This window comes from Collimonas sp. GW821-FHT07E08 (assembly GCF_059418905.1).
Genome location: NZ_JBWKQR010000004.1, coordinates 112,046 through 134,179 on the forward strand (window position 1 = coordinate 112,046; position 22,134 = coordinate 134,179).

General features: G+C 58.3%; 23 protein-coding genes and 3 tRNA genes. All 26 read left to right on the top strand.

Translation table 11 applies throughout. The annotated features are described in order from the left end of the window. Window positions 1-103: 103 nt before the first annotated feature. The 26 genes from plsX to AC07RZ_RS06685 all read left to right on the top strand — a co-directional run bounded on the left by plsX (window position 104) and on the right by AC07RZ_RS06685 (window position 22,132). Window positions 104-1,207 (top strand): phosphate acyltransferase PlsX, encoded by a 1,104-nt coding sequence (gene plsX, locus AC07RZ_RS06560; protein WP_494667341.1) that lies wholly within the window; start codon window positions 104-106, stop codon window positions 1,205-1,207. Continuing rightward, window positions 1,204-2,190: a beta-ketoacyl-ACP synthase III gene (locus AC07RZ_RS06565; protein ID WP_092392899.1), complete on the top strand. Its 987-nt coding sequence runs from the start codon at window positions 1,204-1,206 to the stop codon at window positions 2,188-2,190. Before plsX ends, AC07RZ_RS06565 begins: the two co-directional genes overlap by 4 nt. A gap of 89 nt (window positions 2,191-2,279) precedes the next feature. After that, window positions 2,280-3,212 carry an ACP S-malonyltransferase gene (gene fabD, locus AC07RZ_RS06570; RefSeq protein WP_494667342.1) on the top strand — a complete coding sequence of 311 codons (933 nt, stop codon included), beginning with the start codon at window positions 2,280-2,282 and terminating at the stop codon, window positions 3,210-3,212. Then, window positions 3,209-3,979, top strand: a complete 771-nt coding sequence (fabG, locus tag AC07RZ_RS06575; RefSeq protein ID WP_144738567.1) for a 3-oxoacyl-ACP reductase FabG — start codon at window positions 3,209-3,211, stop codon at window positions 3,977-3,979. The genes fabD and fabG overlap by 4 nt, the downstream gene beginning before the upstream one ends. 168 nt (window positions 3,980-4,147) lie before the next feature. Continuing rightward, complete coding sequence (gene acpP / locus AC07RZ_RS06580) at window positions 4,148-4,387, top strand: acyl carrier protein (protein WP_014006859.1); 240 nt, start codon at window positions 4,148-4,150, stop codon at window positions 4,385-4,387. Between the two features lie 30 nt (window positions 4,388-4,417). After that, complete coding sequence (gene fabF / locus AC07RZ_RS06585) at window positions 4,418-5,659, top strand: beta-ketoacyl-ACP synthase II (protein WP_144738566.1); 1,242 nt, start codon at window positions 4,418-4,420, stop codon at window positions 5,657-5,659. A gap of 65 nt (window positions 5,660-5,724) precedes the next feature. Further along, the gene (locus AC07RZ_RS06590) at window positions 5,725-6,219 is read left to right on the top strand and encodes a protein YgfX (protein ID WP_144738565.1); all 495 of its coding nucleotides are present in this window, start codon (window positions 5,725-5,727) and stop codon (window positions 6,217-6,219) included. 81 nt (window positions 6,220-6,300) lie between these two features. Beyond that, a complete protein-coding gene (gene rpoE, locus AC07RZ_RS06595; protein ID WP_014006857.1) occupies window positions 6,301-6,903 on the top strand; it encodes an RNA polymerase sigma factor RpoE in 603 nt (200 codons plus the stop codon). A gap of 54 nt (window positions 6,904-6,957) precedes the next feature. Continuing rightward, a complete protein-coding gene (locus AC07RZ_RS06600) occupies window positions 6,958-7,572 on the top strand; it encodes a sigma-E factor negative regulatory protein (RefSeq protein WP_494667343.1) in 615 nt (204 codons plus the stop codon). A 1-nt stretch (window position 7,573) separates the two neighbouring features. Continuing rightward, window positions 7,574-8,590: a MucB/RseB C-terminal domain-containing protein gene (locus tag AC07RZ_RS06605; RefSeq protein WP_494667507.1), complete on the top strand. Its 1,017-nt coding sequence runs from the start codon at window positions 7,574-7,576 to the stop codon at window positions 8,588-8,590. Window positions 8,591-8,641: 51 nt separating this feature from the next. After that, window positions 8,642-10,096, top strand: a complete 1,455-nt coding sequence (locus tag AC07RZ_RS06610; RefSeq protein WP_494667508.1) for a DegQ family serine endoprotease — start codon at window positions 8,642-8,644, stop codon at window positions 10,094-10,096. Window positions 10,097-10,197: 101 nt separating this feature from the next. Beyond that, window positions 10,198-10,476 (top strand): glutaredoxin family protein, encoded by a 279-nt coding sequence (locus tag AC07RZ_RS06615; RefSeq protein WP_494667344.1) that lies wholly within the window; start codon window positions 10,198-10,200, stop codon window positions 10,474-10,476. A gap of 360 nt (window positions 10,477-10,836) precedes the next feature. Beyond that, window positions 10,837-12,630, top strand: coding sequence for a translation elongation factor 4 (lepA, locus tag AC07RZ_RS06620; protein WP_092392923.1), 1,794 nt, complete (start codon window positions 10,837-10,839; stop codon window positions 12,628-12,630). Continuing rightward, window positions 12,627-13,544: a signal peptidase I gene (gene lepB, locus AC07RZ_RS06625; protein WP_092392926.1), complete on the top strand. Its 918-nt coding sequence runs from the start codon at window positions 12,627-12,629 to the stop codon at window positions 13,542-13,544. The genes lepA and lepB overlap by 4 nt, the downstream gene beginning before the upstream one ends. 27 nt (window positions 13,545-13,571) lie before the next feature. Further along, window positions 13,572-13,940: a DUF4845 domain-containing protein gene (locus tag AC07RZ_RS06630; protein WP_092392929.1), complete on the top strand. Its 369-nt coding sequence runs from the start codon at window positions 13,572-13,574 to the stop codon at window positions 13,938-13,940. A 62-nt stretch (window positions 13,941-14,002) separates the two neighbouring features. Next, the gene (gene rnc / locus AC07RZ_RS06635; protein ID WP_494667345.1) at window positions 14,003-15,013 is read left to right on the top strand and encodes a ribonuclease III; all 1,011 of its coding nucleotides are present in this window, start codon (window positions 14,003-14,005) and stop codon (window positions 15,011-15,013) included. Continuing rightward, the gene (gene era / locus AC07RZ_RS06640) at window positions 15,010-15,930 is read left to right on the top strand and encodes a GTPase Era (RefSeq protein WP_211462958.1); all 921 of its coding nucleotides are present in this window, start codon (window positions 15,010-15,012) and stop codon (window positions 15,928-15,930) included. Before rnc ends, era begins: the two co-directional genes overlap by 4 nt. 24 nt (window positions 15,931-15,954) lie before the next feature. Next, window positions 15,955-16,806, top strand: coding sequence for a DNA repair protein RecO (recO, locus tag AC07RZ_RS06645; RefSeq protein WP_092392938.1), 852 nt, complete (start codon window positions 15,955-15,957; stop codon window positions 16,804-16,806). A 51-nt stretch (window positions 16,807-16,857) separates the two neighbouring features. Continuing rightward, entirely contained in the window at window positions 16,858-17,616 is a 759-nt protein-coding gene (gene pdxJ, locus AC07RZ_RS06650) for a pyridoxine 5'-phosphate synthase (protein ID WP_494667346.1), read from the top strand. Between the two features lie 11 nt (window positions 17,617-17,627). Beyond that, window positions 17,628-18,035, top strand: a complete 408-nt coding sequence (acpS, locus tag AC07RZ_RS06655) for a holo-ACP synthase (RefSeq protein ID WP_494667347.1) — start codon at window positions 17,628-17,630, stop codon at window positions 18,033-18,035. After that, window positions 18,032-19,084 carry a beta-N-acetylhexosaminidase gene (gene nagZ / locus AC07RZ_RS06660; RefSeq protein WP_494667348.1) on the top strand — a complete coding sequence of 351 codons (1,053 nt, stop codon included), beginning with the start codon at window positions 18,032-18,034 and terminating at the stop codon, window positions 19,082-19,084. Before acpS ends, nagZ begins: the two co-directional genes overlap by 4 nt. A gap of 16 nt (window positions 19,085-19,100) precedes the next feature. Beyond that, window positions 19,101-20,969: an excinuclease ABC subunit UvrC gene (gene uvrC / locus AC07RZ_RS06665; protein WP_494667349.1), complete on the top strand. Its 1,869-nt coding sequence runs from the start codon at window positions 19,101-19,103 to the stop codon at window positions 20,967-20,969. A gap of 103 nt (window positions 20,970-21,072) precedes the next feature. Next, the gene (pgsA, locus tag AC07RZ_RS06670) at window positions 21,073-21,666 is read left to right on the top strand and encodes a CDP-diacylglycerol--glycerol-3-phosphate 3-phosphatidyltransferase (RefSeq protein WP_061540860.1); all 594 of its coding nucleotides are present in this window, start codon (window positions 21,073-21,075) and stop codon (window positions 21,664-21,666) included. 114 nt (window positions 21,667-21,780) lie between these two features. Continuing rightward, window positions 21,781-21,856: transfer RNA gene (locus AC07RZ_RS06675), tRNA-Gly, on the top strand. 119 nt (window positions 21,857-21,975) lie between these two features. Further along, window positions 21,976-22,049: transfer RNA gene (locus AC07RZ_RS06680), tRNA-Cys, on the top strand. Window positions 22,050-22,059: 10 nt separating this feature from the next. Then, a tRNA-Gly gene (locus AC07RZ_RS06685) sits at window positions 22,060-22,132 on the top strand. Window positions 22,133-22,134 lie beyond the last annotated feature (2 nt).

The window sequence follows — 22,134 nt, forward strand, 5'->3', positions numbered from 1 at the left end:
GTTTTTGTATGCAGAATAGGTCAACACGCCCTCTATCGCGTCATTTTGAATCGCGCCCAATCTGCCTCATAATACGGCTTAGAGTAGGCACTGAATCAAAACAATGACAATCAAAATTTCTATCGACTGCATGGGTGGCGATCACGGCCCGTCGGTTACCGTTCCTGCTGCTGTTTCATTTGCCAATCGCGAGCCTGAGGCCGAATTGGTGCTGGTTGGCCTCGAAGAAGAAATCCGGGCGCAGCTGAAAAAGCACAAGGCAAGCTCCCATCCTCGCTTATCGGTGCACCATGCATCCGAAGTGGTGACGATGGACGATTCCATCGAAACTGCATTACGCCGCAAAAAAGATTCCTCAATGCGTGTCGCCCTGCGCCTGGTCAAAGACCAGCAGGTGCAGGCATGCGTGTCGGCGGGCAATACCGGCGCCCTGATGGCCGTTTCCCGCTATCTGCTGAAGACCTTGCACGGCGTTGACCGCCCGGCGATCTGCACCATCCTCCCCAACCAGAAAGACGGTCCGACCTACATGCTCGACCTGGGCGCCAACGTCGATTGCGAACCCTTGCACCTGCACCAGTTTGCCTTGATGGGGTCGGCCCTGGTGTCGGCCATGGAAGGCAAGCCGCGGCCGACGATCGGTTTGCTGAACGTCGGCGAAGAAGCGATCAAGGGCAACGAAGTGGTCAAGCAGACGGCGGAGCTGCTGCGCGCCGATCACGAAAAAGGTATCCTGAATTTCTATGGCAATGTCGAAGGCAACGATATCTTCGAAGGTACTACGGATATCGTCGTCTGCGACGGTTTTGTGGGCAATGTCACGCTCAAGGCTTCCGAAGGCCTGGGCCGTTTCGTCAAGACCGTATTGACGACCGAATTCAAGAGCGGCATCTTGAACATGCTGGGCGCGGTGATCGCCCGCGGCGCCATCAAGGCCATCTCGCGCCGCCTGAATCCTTCGCGCTATAACGGCGCCAGCCTGCTGGGCTTGCGCGGGCTGGTTTTCAAGAGCCATGGCGGCGCTGACGCCTATGGCTACGAGTGGGCCATACAGCGTGCATTCGATGCAGCCAAATATGATGTATTGTCTCGTATTGCGACTACGATTGCGGAGCTGATGCCGCAAGCCGACAGCGCTGCCGCATCTGCGGACGGCGCGTCCGGCGATATCGTTAATACTGAATCAACCCAACAAAAGACAGCATGACTACATATAGCAAAATTGTCGGTACCGGCAGCTATTTGCCGCCGAAGCGGGTAAGCAATCAAGAACTCACTGCGCAGCTTGCCGAAAAGGGCATAGAGACATCGCATGAATGGATTTTTTCCCGCAGCGGCATCGCCGCGCGCCACTACGCTGAAGCCGATGTGCAATCCAGCGATCTGGCGGTAGCCGCAGCCAGGCAGGCGCTGGACATGGCGCGCATGCAGCCTGACGATATCGACCTGGTGATCGTCGCCACTTCGACCCCGGATCATTTCGGCGGCTTCCCCAGCACCGCCTGCGTAGTGCAGCAAAAACTCGGCATCGCCAACGGCGGCGCAGCGTTTGATGTGCAGGCTGTGTGCAGCGGGTTTGTGTATGCCGTGTCGATCGCCGACAGCTTCATCAAGTCTGGCGCGCACAAGAATGTGCTGGTGATCGGCACCGAGGTTTTTTCCCGGATCCTGAATTTTGAAGACCGCACCACCTGCGTGCTGTTCGGCGACGGCGCCGGCGCGGTGGTCATGACCGCCTCTGCCGAGCCGGGCATCCTTGCCACCAAGCTGCACGCCGATGGCCGCCACAAAGATATCCTGTGTGTTCCGGGCAAGGTAAGCTCCGGCGCGGTCGAGGGCAGCGCTTTCTTGTACATGGACGGCCAGGCGGTATTCAAGCTGGCAGTCTCGGTGCTGGAAAAAGTCGCCAACGAGACCTTGCAGATAGCCGGCATGTCGGCTTCCGAGATCGATTGGCTGATTCCCCACCAGGCCAATATCCGCATCATGCAAAGCACCGCCCGCAAGCTGGGCCTGGACAACGATCGCATGGTGGTGACGGTGGACCAGCATGGCAATACTTCGGCGGCATCGATTCCGCTGGCCTTGGACCAGGCCGTGCGCGACGGCCGCGTCAAGCCTGGCCATAATGTCATGATGGAAGGTGTTGGCGGCGGCTTTACCTGGGGCGCCATCCTGGCGCGGATGTAAGCGCCTCATGTCCAGGCGGCAGGTTGCCGCCAGACCGCTGCCATATGCCAGCGTGTGTTTGATAAATTTGATACCCAATTAGGTAAGGCATGAATAAATTCGCTTTTGTTTTTCCAGGCCAAGGTTCGCAAGCCGTTGGCATGCTGAACGGTTTTGCCGACAATCCGGTAGTAAAAGATACTGTCGCGGAAGCTTCCGAGGCGCTGCAATTCGATCTCGGCAAGCTGATTGCCGAAGGACCGAAAGAAGAGCTGGACCTGACCACCAATACGCAGCCGGTCATGCTGACCGCCGCAGTTGCCTGCTACCGGGCCTGGCTGGCTGCCGGCGGCAAGGCGCCTGCGCTGGTGGCCGGCCACAGCCTGGGCGAGTACTCGGCCCTGGTTGCCGCCGGCGTGATCGCATTCAAGGATGCTGTGCCGCTGGTGCGGTTTCGCGCGCAGGCGATGCAGCAAGCGGTGCCGGTCGGGCAGGGCGGCATGGCCGTTATCCTCGGTTTGTCAGATGAAGACGTGCGTGCGGTTTGCGCGGCTGCGGCCCAGGGCGAAATCGTCGAAGCGGTGAATTTCAATGCGCCGGCGCAGGTAGTCATCGCCGGCCATAAAGGTGCAATCGAGCGCGCTTGTATCGCGGCCAAAGAAAAAGGTGCGAAACGCGCCTTGCCATTGCCGGTATCGGCCCCATTTCATTCCTCGTTGCTGAAGCCGGCGTCGGATCGTTTGCGCGAATACATGCAAGGCCTGGCTTTCAGCGCGCCGCAGATTGCGCTGATCAATAACGTCGATGTCGCCATCGTCAATGACCCGGAAGCCATCAAGGATGCGCTGGTGCGGCAAGCGGCCAGTCCGGTGCGCTGGGTGGAAACGGTGCAGAAAATTGCTGCCGAAGGCGTCACGCATGTGGTTGAATGCGGTCCGGGCAAGGTTCTTGCTGGCTTGACCAAGCGTATTGACGACAGCCTGATCAGCGACATGATTATCGACCAGGCCTCACTGGATAAAATGTTGGAGACATTCAAGTGACTTTACCAAATACAGTTTCACAGGATTTAATCGGCCAGGTGGCTTTGGTCACCGGCGCATCCCGCGGCATCGGCCGGGCGATCGCATTGCAATTGCTCCAGCGCGGCGCCAAGGTGATCGGTACGGCAACCTCCGAGGCGGGCGCTGCGGCGATCACCGAATACCTGGAGGCTAGCCAGCCGGGCAACGGCCGCGGCATCGTGCTGAATGTGAATGACGCCGCCGGCTGCGCCGCAGCGGTCGAGCTGACGCAGAAAGAGTTTGGCAGTTTGTCGATTCTTGTCAATAATGCAGGCATTACCCAGGATCAGCTGGCGATGCGCATGAAGGACGAGGAGTGGGATGCAGTCATTTCCACCAACCTGACCGCCGTGGCGCGTTTGTCGCGCGCCGTCTTGCGTGGCATGATGAAGGCCAAGCATGGCCGCATCATCAATATCACTTCGGTGGTCGGTTCGGCCGGCAATCCGGGGCAAATGAACTATGCGGCCGCCAAGGCCGGCGTATCCGGCATGAGCCGGGCGCTGGCGCGTGAGATCGGCAGCCGCAACATCACGGTCAATTGCGTCGCGCCGGGTTTTATCGACACCGACATGACCAAGGGCCTGGGCGAGCAGCAGCACGCCTCATTGCTGCAGCAGATCCCGCTGGGACGGCTGGGCGCAGCCGACGATGTGGCGGCGGCGGTGGTTTTCCTGGCGTCCCCGCAAGCCGGCTACATTACGGGCACCACTTTGCACGTGAACGGCGGCATGTACATGAGCTGAAGTAAACCTGCGGTTCCGGGCTTATTTCAGAGTTAAATGTAAGTAGTACCTATTTAGAAGCTTTTGGCATGGTTTTGTTAAATCTTAAAGACTAATGTCGAAAGTAAATTTTCAATGCGCAAACCTGCTAAAATGCGCGCACTTTCTGTAACCTAATGGAGGCATCACATGTCCGATATCGAACAACGCGTTAAAAAAATCGTCGCTGAGCAACTGGGCGTCGCAGAAGCTGACATCAAGACCGAGTCGTCGTTTGTCAACGACCTGGGTGCTGATTCGCTCGATACAGTTGAACTGGTGATGGCGCTGGAAGATGAGTTCGAAATGGAAATTCCTGACGAACAAGCTGAAAAGATCACTACAGTGCAACAGGCTATCGATTACGCTACGGCTCACGTTAAGGCCTAAGCAAGCTTTGAATGTATCCAGGAGAACCGCTTGAGCCGCACACGTGAACGTCGCGTTGTGATTACTGGCCTGGGTTGCATTTCACCGGTCGGCAATACGATTGCCGATGCGTGGAGTGCGATTATCTCAGGCAAATCAGGGATCGCAGCCATCACTAAGTTTGATGCCACCGCTTTTTCCACGCGTTTTGCGGGAGAAGTGAAGGGCTTCAATATCGAAGATTACATTCCTGCCAAAGAAGCACGCCATATGGATACTTTTATCCACTATGGCATGGCGGCGGGGATGCAGGCGATGCAAGACAGTGGCCTGGAAGTAACTGAAACTAATGCTGAGCGGATAGGCGTCATCATCGGCTCCGGCATTGGCGGCCTGCCTTTGATCGAAGAAACGCATGCCGAACTGACCAGTCGCGGCCCGCGCCGGATCAGTCCGTTCTTCATCCCGGCATCGATCATCAACATGATTTCCGGCAACCTGTCGATCAAATACGGTCTGAAAGGACCGAATCTGGCGATCGTGACTGCCTGCACCACAGGCTTGCATTGCATCGGCGCAGCCGGCCGCATGATCCAGTACGGCGATGCCGACGTGATGATCGCCGGCGGTGCGGAATCAAGCGTGTCCCCGCTGGGGGTCGGCGGTTTTGCCTCGGCGCGCGCCTTGTCGGCGCGCAACGACGATCCTGCTACCGCCTCGCGTCCATGGGACAAGGATCGCGACGGTTTCGTATTGGGCGAGGGAGCCGGCGTGCTGGTGCTCGAAGAATACGAACACGCCAAGGCGCGCGGCGCCAAGATTTACGCGGAACTGCTTGGCTTCGGCATGAGCGGCGATGCTTACCACATGACTGCGCCTAGCCTGGATGGCCCGCGCCGCTGCGTAGGCAATGCCTTGCGCGATGCCGGCATCAATTCCGACCAGGTGCAATACCTGAATGCGCACGGTACTTCGACCCCGCTGGGCGACAAGAACGAAACCGAAGCAATCAAGGCGGCTTTCGGCGATCACGCTTACAAACTGGTGGTCAATTCGACCAAGTCGATGACCGGCCATTTGCTGGGTGGCGCTGGCGGCCTGGAGTCGGTGTTTACCGTGCTGGCTTTGCACAATCAGATATCGCCGCCGACTACCAATATTTTCAACCAGGATCCTGAGTGCGATCTTGATTACTGCGCCAATACCGCGCGGGACATGAAAATAGACATCGCAGTCAAAAACTCATTCGGCTTTGGCGGCACGAATGGCACCCTGGTTTTTGGCAAAATCTAAACTTTTGCAGCAGGCTTCGAACCGGTCTCCGCGGATACCGGTTCGAAATCCGTTTTAAGCTTGCCATGATGTCGATCGCCCAGTCAGTCGTGATCCAGCCCTCCAGGGTGCTGTCAGCGCTGGTTGGCCTGCAGTGCATGCTGGCTGCATCGGCAGGCGCATTGATTGCTGTCGGCGCTATCGGCGATTTAGCGTTACCCGAGCGCCTTGCTCTGGCCTTGCTGTGTTTGGCAGCGGCTATTTACGGAATAACGCGCTACTATCGTAGCAGGCAAGCTGTTCACATCGATATTTCCGGAAGCGGTCGCATTAGGATTGCCGATGCGGTAACCCCGTCTGCCAAAAAACAGATGCCGTCGCCAGCGAGATTGCTTGGTGGCACTACTCTCTGGTCACATTTACTGCTGCTGCGCCTTCGATTGGATAGCGGCTCGGTCCGAACAATCGCTATACTGCCTGACTGTGTCTCTGACGAGGCTTTCAGAAATTTATCCGTGGCATGCCGCTGGATTGCGTCACGGACGAATAGAACGGGACTCGCTGGATTGGATAATGAATAAGCATGGTATTGAACTTTTGTCATTGCTTACTATCTATTTCCGCGCCCGTACGCAAGTCGCAACAAAACAAGGGAATGGGGATTGACGACAGAACGCGAAATTGATCAACTGCTTGTCGAGCGCGTACAGCGTGGCGATAAGAAGGCGTTCGAGCTCTTGGTAATTAAATACCAACGCAAGCTGATGCGTCTTGTTTCGCGGCTGGTGCGCGACCAGGCAGAAGCCGAGGATGTTGTGCAGGAAGCCTTTATCAAGGCGTACCGGGCGCTGCCTCAGTTTAGGGGCGACTCGGCCTTTTACACCTGGCTGTATCGGATTGGTATTAACACGGCGAAGAACTACCTGGTGACGCAAGGGCGCAGGGCGCCCACCTCAACCGAGGCAAATTCTGAGGAAGCAGAAACTTTTGACGATGGCGAGCAACTAAGGGATATAAACACGCCAGAATCCTTGCTGGCCACCAAGCAGATAGCACAAACCGTGAATACTGCGATGGAGGCGCTGCCGGCAGAACTGCGTACGGCGATTACCTTGCGCGAGATCGAGGGATTGAGTTATGACGAAATTGCTGAAGCAATGGGATGTCCGATAGGAACGGTACGCAGTCGGATATTTAGAGCACGGGAAGCTATCGCAGATAAGTTGAGGCCATTGCTGGATACGGCCATCGACAAACGTTGGTAAAAAAGATAGCGGTTTTTCGGGAACGAAGGGGTTGGCCAGGTTTTAAGGTGACTTATGAATACCAAAGATATAACCCAAGAGCAGATCTCTGCCTTGGCTGACGGGGAATTGTCCGACGCCTATGTGGATATGGCGCTGGCGGCTTTGCGCCAAGCGGATGGCCGCGACGCGTGGGACGTCTATCACCAGATAGGCGACATCATGCGTTCAGACGATATGGCGTTGACCATGAGCGCGGATTTTTCCGCCCGCATGGCGGCGCGGCTGGATGCTGAGCCGGCTATCATTGCCGCGCCCTTGGCCGTCACTGCGCAGCCGTCCGAACAGATTGCTGTCGGTGGCGGCCAGCCTGTACGCGTCGGCGTGATAGGCGTCAGACGCACCATCAAGCGCTTTGCCTTGCCTGGCATGGCTGCTGCCGCCGTAGCCGCGGCGGCGTTCATCATCACTCCGCAGACGGTGGTAGTCAGCGGTCCGGCGGCACAGCAGCTGACGCTGGCGTCCGCATCCGCTGTCAGCGACGACCATGTCGTCACGCATGCCGGAGAAGTGCTGCGGGATTCGCGGATGGACGAATATCTGACAGCGCATCAACGTTTCTCTCCTTCTCTTTATAGCGCTGCGCAATACGCTCGGCCGGCTACATTTGCCCCTGATGCTAATAACTAATATGCGGCAGACGCGGGTCTTGCTGGGAGTCGTTCTGTCGCTGGTCATGGTGCTTTCCGCGCATGCGGAAAGCACCGATGCTGCAAACACGGCTGACAAGCAGGAGGCGCAGGCGCTGTTGAAAAAAATCCAGTCGGCAGCGCAAAAGCTGAATTATTCCGGCACTTTCATTTATCAGCAGGCGAACCAGATACGCACCTCGCGTATCACGCATGTGCTGGAAGGCCGGAATGAAATAGAAAAACTGGAGATTCTTGACGGGCAGCCGCGTGAATATATCCGGCGTAACGAAGATGTCACCTGCTATATGCCGGAGACGCGGACCAAGATTGTCGAGAAGCGCGTCACGCAAGACGGTTTCCCTGCCATCCTGGCAGCGCTGCCGGCCGACCTGACCGATTATTACAATGTCAAAATGGGCGAAACCGGGCGGGTAGCCGGGTTCGATTGCCAGGCAGTGCTGCTGGAGCCCAAGGACAACATGCGTTACGGCTACAAGCTGTGGGCGGAAAAAAATTCCGGCCTGCTGTTGCGGGCGCAAACGCTGAACGGCAAGAATGAGATCGTCGAGCAGATTTCGTTTACCCAGATCGGCATCGGCAACATCGATCACAGCCACCTGAAGCCGAGCTTTGGCAACACCAACTCCTGGCACACGGAAAGCAGCGTGATCAATCCGACCAATCTGAACGAATGGACGGTTACCGGCATGCCTCCCGGTTTCAAGAAAGTACGCGAACTTAAGCGCATGGTAGCCGATGCGCCGTCTTCGAAGAGCGCTGCCGGCACGGCGGCAATGCGGCGCGAAGTGTCGCAGCTGATTTTTTCCGACGGACTGGTGGCGATTTCGATCTTTATCGAACCGGGCAGCCAGAGCCGTACAGAAGGATCCTTGCAGCAGGGAGCACTGAATATCGTCGGCAAGCGGCAAGGGGATTATTGGCTGACGATTGTGGGCGATGTGCCGCCTGCGGCAATGAGGCAGGTGGCGAATTCGATTGAACTCAAAAACAAATAAAACTTTATGACTACGAAAATGCCTGTTCCGGTTCGTTCCGTTTTATCTGCCATGGTTGTCGCTGCGACAGCCACTTTTTTTGTTCCCGCCATGCTTGGCGCCGGCCCTCAGGCGATTGCCGCGCCGGTATCCGGATTGCCGGACTTTACCGACATCGTCGAAAAAACCGGCCCTGCGGTGGTCAATATCCGTACTACTGAAAAAGTCAAAAGCGGTTCCGGCCAGGGCGATTCGGGCGACCCTAGCGACGACGAAATGCAGGAATTTTTCCGCCGCTTTTTCGGCGTCCCGATTCCCAACATGCCACGCCCGCAGGTGCCCGGCCAGCGCGGCCGCAAGGCTGATCCCAAGCAGCAGGAAGAGGTGCCGCGCGGAGTCGGTTCCGGTTTCGTGATTTCGGCCGACGGCTATGTCATGACCAACGCCCATGTGATCGACGGCGCCAGCGAAGTGTATGTGACACTGACCGACAAGCGCGAATTCAAAGCCAAGGTGATCGGTGCCGACACGCGCAGCGATGTCGCCTTGCTGAAAATCGACGGCGCCAACCTGCCGCGCCTGACGATGGGCGATTCCGACAAGATCAAGGCTGGCGAATGGGTGCTGGCGATCGGCTCGCCGTTCGGCCTCGAGAACACCGTGACCGCCGGCATCATTTCGGCCAAAGCGCGCGACACCGGCGACTACCTGCCTCTGATCCAGACTGACGTTGCGGTCAATCCAGGCAATTCGGGCGGGCCGTTGATCAACATGCGCGGCGAAGTGGTCGGCATCAACTCGCAGATCTACAGCCGTTCCGGCGGTTTCATGGGGATTTCGTTTGCGGTCCCGATCGACGAAGCCATGCGCGTGTCGGACCAGCTGAAAGCTTCGGGCAAGGTGACGCGCGGCCGGATCGGCGTGCAGATCGGCGAAGTGACCAAGGACGTGGCCGAATCGCTGGGCTTGCCCAAGGCTGAAGGCGCGCTGGTGGCGCGGGTCGAAGCTGACGGACCGGCAGCCAAGGCGGGCTTGCAGGCCGGCGACATCATCCTGAAATTCAACGGCGTGGCAATCGACAAGGCGAACGACCTGCCGCGCCTAGTCGGCAATACCAAGCCGGGTGCGCGCGGCACCATCAGCGTCTGGCGCAAGGGCAGCAGCCGCGACTTCCCGATCACGATCACCGAACTGGCGGCCGACAAGGTCGCCGCGGACGATGACGCCAAGCCGAAGAAGAAGGAGCAGGTTGCCAACGCACTGGGTCTGACTGTCAGTGACCTGAGCGAAGCCAAGAAGAAAGAATTGGGCCTCGACGGCGGAGTGGTGATCGAGACGTCCGAAGGCAGTGCGGCGCGGGCCGGCTTGCGTGCCGGCGATGTGGTGCAGCGCTTGAACAATACCGATATCAAGGACGCCAAGCAGTTCAACGCCCTGGTTGCCAAACTGGAGCCGAAGAAAATGGCGGTGCTGCTGGTGCGCCGCGGCGAGTCGTCGCAATTCGTCCCGCTGCGCCCAGGCAGCTGACTGCGCTGATTGTCGTTATCCGGAGCTGCAGGCTGTCGAGGTCTGCAGCTTTTTGTTTTTGCCGGTGCGGCTTGCCGCCCCATGTGTTCCAGGGTCCAGGGATGTCAAGATTTCACTTCACGCTATATAGCCGGTCCTACTGCCATTTGTGCGAAGACATGCGCCAGGCGCTGCTGGCTTTGCAGGCGCCGGACGAAAGCGCGGCCGGCTGGTTTACTGTCGAGCTGGTCGATGTCGATGCCGATCCTGAGCTGGTGGCCAGATATGATGAGCTGGTCCCGGTGCTTGCCGGGAGCAAGGACGGCAAGCCGCCGGTGCAGCTTTGCCATTATTTTCTTGATGCCGAAGCAGTAAAGGGATTTTTAGGCGACGGCATCTGAATGGCGGCCAGCCAGGCATTTTAATTATTAAAAATATAATAAATCATTTCTGCCCGGAAAATTATCTTTCACATACTCCTGCCGGGAAATAAAAAAAGAGTCTCTTGCGGCCCTTGTTTTAAGGTGCTTTTAAGATACTTATAGGAGTATGTTGATAAAACGCTTTCCTTGTTATACTGGAAGGCAATATCTTCAGGCCTTTGATTTGTCGGTTTTCCCCTCTGAAATCCGGTAAAATGACGGCACTGAATAACCTGTCATAAAAGGCGCTCGCCTGGGACACATGTGCAGTGTTTCGTCAAATGCGAAACACCGCGCTGAGCCCGGCTCAGAGCGCTTTTTTTGTAATCGCGTCTGTCAATGAACAACATCCGTAATTTCTCCATCATCGCCCATATCGACCACGGTAAATCTACCCTGGCGGACCGTATCATCCAATCCTGCGGCGGCTTGTCTGATCGTGAAATGGAAGCTCAGGTGCTCGACTCGATGGATATCGAGCGCGAGCGCGGCATCACGATCAAGGCCCAGACCGCGGCGCTGTCCTACAAGGCGCTGGACGGGCAGGTCTACAACCTGAACCTGATCGATACCCCGGGCCACGTCGACTTCAGCTACGAAGTCAGCCGTTCGCTGTCCGCCTGCGAAGGCGCGCTGCTGGTGGTCGACGCCTCGCAAGGAGTGGAAGCCCAGACCGTGGCCAACTGCTATACCGCGCTTGACCTGGGTGTGGAAGTGGTGCCGGTATTGAACAAGATCGACCTGCCTTCCGCCGATCCCGACAACGCGATCGCCGAAATCGAAGACGTGATCGGGATCGATGCCCACGATGCCGTGCATTGCTCGGCCAAGACCGGGCTTGGCGTGCGCGAGGTGCTGGAGTCGCTGATCGTCAAGGTGCCGCCGCCGAAAGGCGATCCGGACGCCCCTTTGCAAGCCCTGATCGTCGATTCCTGGTTCGACAACTATGTCGGCGTCGTGATGCTGGTGCGTATCAAGAACGGTACGCTGCGTCCTAAAGACAAGATCCTGCTGATGGCTACCGGTTCCCAGCATCTGACGGAGAGCGTTGGCGTGTTTACGCCTAAATCGCAGGCCCGCGAATCGCTTTCGGCCGGCCAGGTGGGTTTCATCATCGCCGGCATCAAGGAGCTCAAGGCCGCCAAGGTAGGCGATACCGTCACCCTGGCCGGCAAGCCCGCGGCGGCGGCCTTGCCCGGCTTCAAGGAAGTGCAGCCGCAGGTGTTCGCCGGCTTGTTCCCGGTCGAGGCCAACCAGTACGATGCGCTGCGCGACTCGCTGGAAAAGCTCAAGCTGAACGACGCTGCCTTGCAGTATGAGCCAGAGGTATCGCAAGCGCTGGGATTCGGTTTCCGCTGCGGCTTCCTCGGTTTGCTGCACATGGAAATCGTCCAGGAGCGTCTGGAGCGCGAGTTCGACATGGACTTGATCACTACCGCGCCTACCGTGATCTACGAGGTGGTGAAGCGCGACGGCACCATCATGCTGGTGGACAATCCGTCGAAGATGCCCGATCCGTCGAATATCGAAGAAGTGCGCGAACCGATCGTCACCGTCAACCTGTACATGCCGCAGGAATATGTGGGTTCGGTCATTACGCTGTGCACCCAGAAGCGCGGGCAGCAGATCGACATGAGCTACCACGGCAAGCAGGTCAAGCTGACTTATGAAATCCCGATGGCGGAGGTGGTGCTCGATTTCTTCGACCGCCTGAAATCGACGTCGCGCGGTTACGCCTCGATGGACTACGAATTCAAGGAATACCGTTCTGCCGACGTGGTCAAGGTCGACATGCTGATCAACAGCGAAAAGGTCGATGCGCTGGCGATCATCGTGCACCGCGCCAACAGCCAGTACCGCGGCCGGGCAGTGGCGGCCAAGATGCGCGAGCTGATTCCGCGCCAGATGTTCGATGTGGCGATCCAGGCAGCGATCGGCGCCAATATCATTTCGCGCGAAAACGTCAAGGCTCTGCGCAAGAACGTGCTGGCGAAATGCTACGGCGGCGACATCAGCCGCAAGCGCAAATTGCTGGAAAAGCAGAAGGCCGGTAAAAAACGGATGAAGCAGGTGGGTTCCGTCGAGATCCCGCAAGAAGCATTCCTGGCAATCTTACAAGTGGATGAAAAATGACATTGCAATCAATCTTAGGAAATTTCGCATTAATCCTGTTTGTCTTGACTGTTGTCACCGGCATCATCTGGTTTTTTGACCGCTTCTACCTCAGCAAGCAGCGGCGCGCCAAGGCCGACGCCGCGCTGGCTGAATTCGATGCGCGCAACGCCAAGCTGAGCGCCGACGGCATCAAACTGGAGAACAGCGGCCGCGCTGCGCTGGAGGCGAACCTGCTGCGCCAGCCGACCTGGGTCGAGTATTCCGGCAGTTTCTTCCCGGTGATCGCCATGGTGTTTTTCTTGCGCTCGTTCCTGTACGAGCCGTTCAAGATTCCATCGAGTTCGATGGTGCCGACCTTGCTGGTGGGCGACCTGATCCTGGTCAACAAGTTTACTTACGGTATCCGCTTGCCGATCCTGAATAAAAAAGTGATCGAAATGAATAACCCGCAGCGCGGCGACGTGATGGTGTTCAAATATCCCAAGGATATGTCGCTCGATTACATCAAGCGCGTGGTAGGGGTGCCCGGTGATAAAATAACTTACCAAAACAAGCGCTTAACGATTAACGGTCAAGCTCTTTCTTATGTGTCGTTGCCGGATTACCTGAATGAAGACAGCCTGGACTACTCCCAGCAATTCACGGAAAACCTGTCAAACGTGCAACATACGATCGCAGTGCGCAGCGGCCGGCCACCGATTTCGCTGGAAGGCGTGATGGATTTCCCTAACAAGGACGCTTGTTCCTATAACCCTGAAGGGTTTACCTGTACCGTTCCTGCTGGAAATTATTTCATGATGGGGGATAATCGGGATAACAGCGAAGACAGCCGTTACTGGGGATTCGTACCGGATGAGAATATTGTTGGAAAAGCATTTTTGGTCTGGATGAACTTAGGCAATTTCAAGCGTATCGGCACTTTCTTTAAATAAACCATTTAAACCATTGCGGAGTCAGGGATGACAAGAATTTCCGGATCTACACGGAAGCAGCAGGGCATTACATTATTCGGCCTGATCGTTGTGTTGGCGGTCCTCGGCTGTATCGGTGTGCTGGTGGCCAAGGTGACGCCGACCACGATCGAATATTTTTCGATCAAGAAAGCGATCGCCGCAGCCCGGACGTCCGGCACCACGGTGCAGGAAATCCAGAATGCGTTCAACAAGCAGGCCGAGGTGGGCTACATCGATGCGATTTCAGGAAAAGACCTGGAAATCACCAAGAATGGCGACGATATCCAGATCAGCTTTGCGTACCAGAAAAAGATCCCGCTGGTCGGTCCTGTCAGCTTGCTGATCGATTATGCAGGCAGCACCGCCAAGTCTTGACCGGTGTTGCACCAAGTGTTGAAGAACTAGCGCGGACGACAACCGTAAACGTCGAAGAAAAAATGGACCTCATGTTATTGCAGAATCGGCTAGGCCACACTTTTAAGGATGCTACGTTATTGCAGCAGGCCTTGACGCATCGCAGCCATAGCACCTTGCATAACGAACGGTTGGAATTCCTCGGCGATTCGATCCTGAACTGTGTTGTCGCTTCATTGTTGTTCGACCGCTATACCAAGATAGATGAAGGCGACCTGTCGCGGGTGCGCGCCAACCTGGTCAAGCAGCAATCGCTGTATGAAATTGCGCAAAGGCTGGAATTGTCGCAATTCCTGCGGCTGGGCGAGGGCGAGCTGAAGTCCGGCGGTTTTCGCCGGCCTTCGATCCTGGCCGATACGCTGGAAGCGCTGTTCGGCGCGATTTTCCTGGACGCCGGCTTTGACGCCGCGCGCGACGTGATCCGCGCCTTGTATATCCCGATCCTCGATACTGTCGATCCCAAGACCCTGGGCAAGGATGCCAAGACCCTGCTGCAGGAATACCTGCAGGGGAAAAAGATCGCCTTGCCGCAATATAACGTGGTGGCTACCCACGGCGCCGCGCACAACCAGGAATTCGAAATCGAATGCCTGGTGCCGAAGCTGGATATCCAGGTCTTCGGCAACGGCGGCAGCCGCCGCGCCGGCGAGCAGGCCGCGGCCAAGCTGGCGCTGGAAGCGGTGCAAAAAGCCTTTGTGAAAGCGCCGGCCGCGCCGCGCAAAGCCAAGCCGCGCACCGCGCAGCTGAAACTGAGCGGAATTGCGACGATTCAGCCGGATGCGCCGGAAGCGGCGCCGGATGAAGCCGGCAAGCCTGCCGCGCCGGCCAAGGACAAAGCCCCGGCCGAGGCAGCCGCCAAAACACCGGCGAAAACCCATGCGCCGGCCGTCAACGGCAGCGCTGAGGCAGCCGCCCCAGCCAAGGCGGCGGGCAACATTGCCAACCCGCCTGTCGCGGAAACCATCGCCGCAGCCGGCGCCGCCGCTCCTTCTAATGCAGCACCCCATACTACGAGTAAATCGAAAACCGCATGACAGACTCTACACCCCAGGCATCGACCGATGCCGCAGCTGATTTTCGTTGCGGCTACATAGCTATTGTCGGTCGCCCTAACGTAGGCAAGTCGACCTTGATGAACGAGCTGATCGGCGCCAAGGTCAGCATTACGTCGCGCAAGGCGCAGACCACGCGCCATCGGATTACCGGGATCCAGACCGTGGCCGACACGCAGTTCGTGTATGTCGATACGCCAGGTTTCCAGACGCGCCATTCGAATGCGCTGAACAAGACGCTGAACCGCACCGTGACCACTACGCTGACAGCGGCCGACGTCATCCTGTACATCATCGAAGCAGGCACCTTTGGCCCGGCTGACCAGCAAGTGATGGCTTTGCTGCCGGCCAACGTGCCTTGCATCCTGGTGATCAACAAATCGGACCGGGTCAAGGACAAGGCGGTGCTGCTGCCGTTCGCCCAGAAAATCGCCGCCATGCGCGATTTCGCCGCGGTGGTGCCGGTATCGGCCAAGCTGCGCTTCCAGCTGGATAACCTGCAAGGCGAAATCCGCAAGCACCTGCCGGCCAATCCGCCGATGTTCGGCGAAGACGATATTACCGACCGCAGCGAGAAATTCCTCGCGGCCGAAATCGTACGTGAAAAAGTATTCCGTTTTGTCGGCGATGAACTGCCTTATACCAGCACGGTCCTGATCGAGAAATTCGAGCTTGAAGGCAACCTGCGCCGCGTGTTTGCGGCGATCCTGGTCGAGCGCGACACCCACAAGTCGATGGTGATCGGCCAGAAGGGCGCCCGCCTCAAGGATATTTCAACCCAGGCGCGGCTGGACATGGAACGCCTGTTCGGCGGTCCGGTGTACCTGGAAATCTGGGTCAAGGTGAAATCCGGCTGGGCCGACAACGAAGCCGGATTGCGGGCCTACGGCTACGAATAAGCCCGACTCCATACCTCACTGAGCATGAGCGCCATCATCGCTGACGACACCGCCGGAGAAGTTGCCATGCAGCCGACCGTGGTTGAAGATGAATTGATCGCCGTCATCGGCGAGGCTGGCGGCGCTGCAGCTTCCAGCCCGCCCAAACGCCGGGCCCGGCCGCTGGATACCCGCGTCACAGGCCAGCCCGGTTTTGTCCTGCACAGCTACCCGCACCGCGAAACCAGCCTGATCATCGATGTCTTCAGCCGCGATTACGGCCGCATCGCGCTGGTTGCCAAGGGCGCCAAGCGTCCCTTGTCGAAGCTGCGCGGCGTGCTGCAAACCTTCCAGCCCTTGTCGCTGAGCTGGAGCGGCAAATCCGAAATCCGCACCCTGATCGCCGCCGAATGGGTAGGCGGCTTGCTGCCGCTGGAAAAATCAGCCTTGCTGTGCGGTTTTTACCTGAATGAACTGCTGGTCAAGCTGGTGGCGCGCGACGATCCGCACGCGGCGCTGTTCGATCACTACGTCACCACGCTGAATCAATTGGCGCACCAGGAGCCGGCGCCGATCGTCCTGCGCCAGTTTGAAAGAGCGCTGCTCAAGCAGACCGGCGTCGCCGGCGATTTCACCCGCTGCACCAGCAGCCGGCAAGCGGTAGATCCTGCCGAAAATTACGTGGTCGATCCCGAACGCGGCCCGCGCCTTGCGCGCGCGGCCGATTCCTGGCCGCGCGTCAGCGGCAAGACCTTGCTCGACATGGAGCGGGAAGACTATAGCGACGTCGTCACCCAGGCCCAGAGCAAGGTCCTGATGCGCTTCCTGCTGGCCCACCACCTGGGCGGCGCGCCATTGAACACGCGGCAGATCCTGATCGACCTGATGCAGCTGTAAATATGCAGATGACTGCCGCCGACAAATCCCATCCCATTACCTGAGCATACGATGAGCTATCTCAATCCTACCTCCGCCGTGATCGACCTTGGCGTCAATATCGATCACGTCGCCACCTTGCGCAATGCGCGCGGCACCACTTACCCCGATCCGCTGCAAGCGGCATTGCAGGCTGAAGAGGCGGGCGCCGATGTGATCACCTTGCATTTGCGCGAAGACCGGCGCCACATCAAGGATGCCGACGTCGAAATCATCCGGCCGCAATTGCGCACACGGATGAACCTGGAAGCGGCAGTGACCCAGGAAATGATCGATTTCTCCTGCAGGATCAAGCCGGAGGATTCTTGCCTGGTGCCGGAGCGCCGGCATGAACTGACCACCGAAGGCGGCCTCGACGTCGTCAAGTATTTTACCCAGGTGCAGGCGGCGGTGCGGCAGTTGCAGGCGGAAGGCATCCGGGTCAGCCTGTTCATCGATCCTGAAGCCGACCAGATCCAGGCCGCGGCGGAAATCGGCGCGCCGGTGATCGAACTGCATACCGGGCGTTATGCCGAAGCGTATGACGAAGCAGGGCAGCGCAGCGAGCTGGAGCGGGTGCAGATCGCGGTGCAGGAGGGCGTCAAACGCGGGCTCAAGGTCAATGCCGGCCACGGCCTGCATTACAGCAATACCCAGGCCATTGCCGCCATTCCCGATATCGCCGAGCTGAACATCGGCCACGCCATCGTGGCGCACGCAGTGTTCGTCGGCTGGAAAAACGCCGTCAGCGAAATGAAAGCCCTGATGGTGAAAGCACGCCTGGGGAAATAGAAAGGCTTGTGATGATTTATGGCATCGGCACCGACATCATCCAGATTCCGCGCATAGCCGCGGCGCTGCAGCGCAACGGCGATCGTTTCGCCGAAAAAATCCTGGGTCCCCAGGAAATGGAAAAATACCTGCAGCGCAAAGCCAAGGTAGAGGCGCGCGGCATCCGTTTCCTGGCCACCCGTTTTGCGGCCAAAGAGGCTTTTTCCAAGGCGCTCGGGCTGGGCATGAAGATGCCGATGACCTGGCGCGCCATGCAAACCTTGAATGCGCCCAGCGGCAAGCCTGTCGTCGTGGTCAACCCGGCGCTGGAAGAATACATGCAAAGCAGGGGCTTGACCGCCCAGGTATCGATTACCGATGAAGTGGAGTACGCGGTCGCCTTTGTCATTGTGGAAAAGAATTGCGTGGAGAAAACATGAGTAGTGGTTTGAAACAGCGCGCAGCCGGCCAGGCTGCGCTTGGCCCGGTCATGCTGGACGTGGCCGGCGCCAGCCTGAGCGCAGACGATATCGGCCGTATCCGGCATCCGCTCACCGGCGGCGTGATCCTGTTTACGCGCAACTACCAGGATCGCGCGCAGCTGACCGCGCTGACCGCTGCGATCCATGCCGCGCGTCCCGGCATATTGATCGCAGTCGACCATGAAGGCGGCCGGGTGCAGCGCTTCAGGACCGACGGCTTTACCCGCCTGCCGGCGATGCGCCTGCTCGGGCAGCAATGGGACCGCGATGTGCTGGCGGCAACTAAAACAGCGACCGCGGTAGGTTTCGTGCTGGCCAGCGAACTGCGCGCCTGCGGCGTCGACCTGTCGTTTACGCCGGTGCTGGATCTCGATTACGGCGATTCCAGCGTGATCGGCGAACGCGCTTTCCATCGCGATCCGCGTGTAGTCGCCTTGCTGGCGAAGAGCCTGAACCACGGACTGGCGTTGGCCGGCATGGCTAACTGCGGCAAGCATTTTCCCGGCCACGGTTATGTGCATGGCGACTCCCATTCGTCGCTGCCGGTCGACGACCGCACTCTGGCGCAGATCATGGAAGAAGACGTCAAGCCCTACGACTGGCTCGGCATGAGCCTGGCGGCGGTAATGCCGGCGCATGTGATTTATTCCAAGGTGGACCGGCACTCGGCCGGATTCTCCAGGAAATGGCTGACCATCCTGCGCGAGGAGATCGGTTTCAACGGCGTGATTTTCAGCGACGACTTGAGCATGGAAGCCGCCGGTTCGGCCGGCGGCGTGCTGGAGGGCGCCAAGGCGGCGCTGGCGGCCGGCTGCGACGTGGTCCTGATCTGCAATTCGCCGGACAAGGCTGACCAGCTGCTGGCCGGACTGGACGGCGGCGCCACGCCGGCATCGTGCGCGCGCCTGACCGCGCTGGTGCCGCAAACGGCGGCGCTGGATTGGGAAACATTGCAAGCCGATGCGCGCTACCTGGCCGCCAGGTCGCTGGTGCAAGCGCTGCTGTAAGGTATGATCTGGCATCATGACTGAAGCTGAAATTCCCGATCCGCGCGCGGTGGTGCTGGAGACCGTCGCCAAGCTGCCGAACCTGCCTGGCGTGTATCGCTATTTCGACGCAGCCGACAATATCCTGTATGTCGGCAAGGCGCGCGACCTGAAGAAGCGGGTGTCGAGCTATTTCCAGAAGAATCTCGCCAGTCCGCGCACCGCCATGATGGTCGAGCGCATCGCCCGGCTGGAGACCACGGTGACGCGCAGCGAAGCGGAAGCCCTGATCCTGGAAAGCAACCTGATCAAGAGCCTGCAGCCGCGCTACAACATTCTTTTCCGCGACGACAAATCCTATCCCTACCTGAAAATCAGCGGCCAGGAATATCCGCGCATGGCGTATTACCGTGGCGCGGTGGATAAAAAGAACCAGTATTTCGGTCCTTTCCCGAATGCCTGGGCGGTCAAGGAATCGATGCAGATCCTGCAGAAGGTATTCTTGCTGCGCACCTGTGAAGACAGCGTCTTCGCCAACCGCACGCGGCCTTGCCTGCTGCACCAGATCCAGCGCTGCAGCGCGCCGTGCGTGAAGCTGGTCAGCCATGAAGATTACCTGACCGATGTCGACAACGCCGCCAAGTTCCTGCGCGGACGGCAAACCGAAGTATTGACGACGCTGGACAAGAAGATGCATGCCTACGCCGCCGAACTGAAGTTCGAGCAGGCGGCCGCGGTGCGCAACCAGATTACCGCGCTGTCGCGCGTATTGCACCAGCAAAGCATGGAAACCGTGGGCGACAGCGATATCGATATCGTCGCCGTCATCGTCCAGGGCGGGCGCGCCTGCGTCAACCTGGCGATGGTGCGCGGCGGCCGCCACCTGGGCGACCGCGCATATTTCCCGAGCCATGTCGACGGCGCGCTGTCTAACCCGGAAGAAGCGGCGGGCGAAACCATTGAAATCGCTGTGCTCAAAGCCTTCATGGCGCAGCATTACATCGATACGTTCATTCCCGGCACCCTGATCCTGAATATCGAATTCGACGAACCGGCCCTGATGGTGGCGCTGATGGAGCAATGCGGCCACCGCATCAACCTGCTGTTCCAGCCGCAGGGGCAGCGCCGCCAGTGGCTGGAGATGGCGCAGAAGGGCGCCGAGATTTCGCTCGCCAGGCTGCTGTCGGAGCAGGGGTCGCAGCAATCCAGGACGCGCGCGCTGGTGGAGGTGCTGGGTCTTGAAGTCGAAGACATCGACAGCTTGCGCGCCGAGTGCTTCGATATCAGCCATACCTCGGGCGAGGCGACGCAAGCATCTTGCGTGGTATTCCATCATCACGCCATGCAAAACGGTGAATACCGGCGCTACAACATCAAGGACATCACGCCTGGCGACGACTACGCCGCGATGCGCCAGGTGCTGACGCGGCGCTACGAAAAAGTGGCCAACGGCGACGGCGTGATGCCCGACATCGTGCTGGTCGACGGCGGCAAGGGGCAGGTTGAAATGGCGCGCCAGGTGCTGGCGGAACTGGGGCTGGATATCAGCCTGATCGTCGGCGTCGCCAAAGGCGAGGGGCGCAAGGTCGGGCTGGAAACGCTGATCTTTGCCGACGGCCGCGCCGCACGCGAGCTCGGCAAGGAATCGGCAGCCCTGATGCTGATCGCGCAGATCCGCGACGAGGCGCACCGCTTTGCAATCACCGGCATGCGCGCCAAGCGGGCCAAGGCGCGCCAGAGTTCGCGGCTGGAAGAGATTGAAGGGATCGGCGCCAAGCGCCGCCAGAAGCTGCTGGCGCGTTTCGGAGGGCTGCGCGGCGTGGCGGACGCCAGCATCGAGGACATCGCCTCGGTGGAGGGGATATCGAGGCTGCTGGCGGAGGAGATCTACAAGCAACTCCATTGAGTGTTGCATTGCTTGTTGCTTTTGCAGGTTTTGTTTCCCAACTGCGGCATACTCCTAGATAATTAAAACATGAACAGTTGGCTCCTTACCCATAAAACCATTTATGCCATTTAACATTCCGATTTTACTGACCTGGTTGCGGGTTGCCTTGATCCCGTTGGTGGTCGGCGTTTTCTATCTTCCTGACCTCGGTTTTTCGACGCTGCAGCTGGGCCTGGCGTCCACCATCATTTTTATCGTCGCCGCAGTGACCGACTGGTTCGACGGTTTCCTGGCGCGGCGCTGGAACCAGACTTCCGCTTTCGGCGCTTTCCTGGATCCGGTCGCGGACAAGCTGATGGTCGCCGGCGCCTTGCTGGTGCTGGTGCACCTGGGACGGGTCGATCCCATTATCGCGTTTGTGATCATCGGCCGCGAGATCGCCATCAGCGCCTTGCGTGAATGGATGGCGCAAATCGGCGCATCGAAATCGGTCGCCGTCAGCTCCATCGGTAAAATTAAAACCACGGCACAGATGGTCGCGATCCCGATGTTGTTGTATTATGGCGACCTGCTTGGCATCGATACCCGTTTCTGGGGACAGGTGCTGCTGGTGATAGCAGCGGTGTTGACGGTGTGGTCCATGTTTTATTATTTGCGTAAAGCGTGGCCGCTGATCAAGGAAACCACCGCAGCAAAAGAAAACAACAAGCAGTGAAGTAAAAAGTCGGTGTTTTGAAAAAATGTGATGAATATTTTTCGAAATTATTGACAAGCTCTGTAGATCAACTATAATGTCGTCTCTGTAGTTAATACAGAAAAAGAAACAAATGCGGGAGTAGCTCAGTTGGTAGAGCGCAACCTTGCCAAGGTTGAGGTCGAGAGTTCGAGACTCTTCTCCCGCTCCAGATTCAAAAAAGGAAGCTGGAAAAAGCTTCCTTTTTTTATGTAAAATCAGCAGCTGATCGTATTGCCTGGCAGATGTCCATCCAGCCAATATGCTTTGATTTTGCAGCAGGACACCCCTGGCGGGGTAGCAAAGTGGTTATGCAGCGGCCTGCAAAGCCGTTTACGCCGGTTCGATCCCGACCCCCGCCTCCAGACTCCATATGCGGGAGTAGCTCAGTTGGTAGAGCGCAACCTTGCCAAGGTTGAGGTCGAGAGTTCGAGACTCTTCTCCCGCTCC